Source organism: Kitasatospora sp. A2-31 (genome assembly GCF_022288725.1).
Classification (GTDB): domain Bacteria; phylum Actinomycetota; class Actinomycetes; order Streptomycetales; family Streptomycetaceae; genus Kitasatospora.
In genome coordinates this window covers 1-1,285 of sequence record NZ_JAKNTA010000212.1, presented here as the reverse complement: position 1 = coordinate 1,285, position 1,285 = coordinate 1, and the positions used below count along the sequence as shown (strand labels likewise).

2 protein-coding genes and 1 pseudogene are annotated in these 1,285 nt (G+C 74.8%); all 3 read right to left on the bottom strand.

Annotated elements, in window-relative coordinates; genetic code table 11:
• Window positions 1-786 (bottom strand): 1,2-phenylacetyl-CoA epoxidase subunit PaaC (gene paaC, locus MCM47_RS40975; protein ID WP_238951854.1); only part of this gene is annotated, 786 nt, incomplete at its 3' end.
• Window positions 787-803: 17 nt separating this feature from the next.
• Entirely contained in the window at window positions 804-1,097 is a 294-nt protein-coding gene (gene paaB / locus MCM47_RS40970) for a 1,2-phenylacetyl-CoA epoxidase subunit PaaB (protein WP_030056311.1), read from the bottom strand.
• Window positions 1,094-1,285: pseudogene (locus tag MCM47_RS40965) on the bottom strand (1,2-phenylacetyl-CoA epoxidase subunit A); the annotation flags it as partial. The pseudogene MCM47_RS40965 and the gene paaB, both read right to left, overlap by 4 nt.

Genomic DNA, 1,285 nt, shown 5'->3' with positions numbered 1-1,285 from the left:
GCCGCCGACCGTGGCCAGCCCCGGCACCTCCGGCACCGCCAGTCCGGCCTCGGCCAGCACGGCGGCGAGCGAGCGCAGCACCGGCTCGCGCAGCGTCGCCGGGTCCACGCCGACCCGCAGTTCCACCGGGTGCGCGGTGAACAGCTCGTCCAGCAGCGGCCAGACCGCGTCCAGGCCGGCCTGCATCCGCTGCGCCGAGTACGCCGTCCCGTCGCCCAGCCGCAGCGTCCAGGCGGTGGCGTACTCGCGGTGGTACGCGAGCTCCTTGGCGCCCCGGGCGGCGACCGCCGCCAGGACCGGGTCGGCGTGGCCGGCCAGCTCCTCGTACAGTGCGCCGCGCGCGGTCGCGAAGAGCAGCAGGCGGGCGATCGAGTACGCGAAGTCGCCGTTGGGGGCCTCGACCAGGCGGACGTTGCGGAACTCGTGCTCCTCGCGCCAGTAGGCCAGATCGTCCTCGGTGCGGCCGGAGCCGTCCGCCTGGCCGGCCCGGGTGAGCAGCTGGCGGGCCTGGCCCAGCAGGTCGAGGCCGAGGTTGGCGAGCGCGACCTCCTCCTCCAGCTCCGGCGCCCGGGTGCACCACTCGATGAGCCGCTGGGCGAGGACGAGCGCGTCGTCGCCCAGCATCAGGCAGTACGCGGCGAGGTCGGCTCCGTCGAGGCCGGCCGGCACCGCCGTGTCGACCCCGAGCAGCGGGTCGGCGAAGCCCGTGCCGTAGGCCCAGCGGCCCTCGCCCTCGGGCTCGGGGGACGCCTCGGAGAGGCTGAGGTAGACGTGGTCGTCGGTCATGGTACTGCTGCTCCCCGTCAGATGTGCGGGACATCCTCGGGGATGTCGTAGAAGGTCGGGTGGCGGTAGACCTTGTCGCCGCTCGGCTCGAAGAACGGGTCCCGCTCGTCCGGCGTGGAGGCGGTGATCGCGTCCGAGCGGACCACCCAGAGGCTGACGCCCTCGTTGCGCCGGGTGTAGAGGTCGCGGGCCGCGAGCAGCGCCATCCGGTCGTCGGCCGCGTGCAGCGAGCCGACGTGGACGTGGTTCAGCCCGCGCCGGGGGCGCACGAACACCTCGTACAGCGGCCAGCCGGCCTTGGACTCGGTCACTTTCCGTTCTCCTGTTCCGGGGTGTGCTGGGCTTCGTCGGCGGTGCGGGTCCCGGCCTCGGCGCGGCGCTTCGCGGCGTAGGCGGAGGCGGCCTCGCGCACCCAGGCGCCGTCCTCGTGGGCGGCGCGGCGGCGCTCGATCCGCTGGGCGTTGCACGGGCCCTGGCCGTGGATCACCCGGGTCAGTTC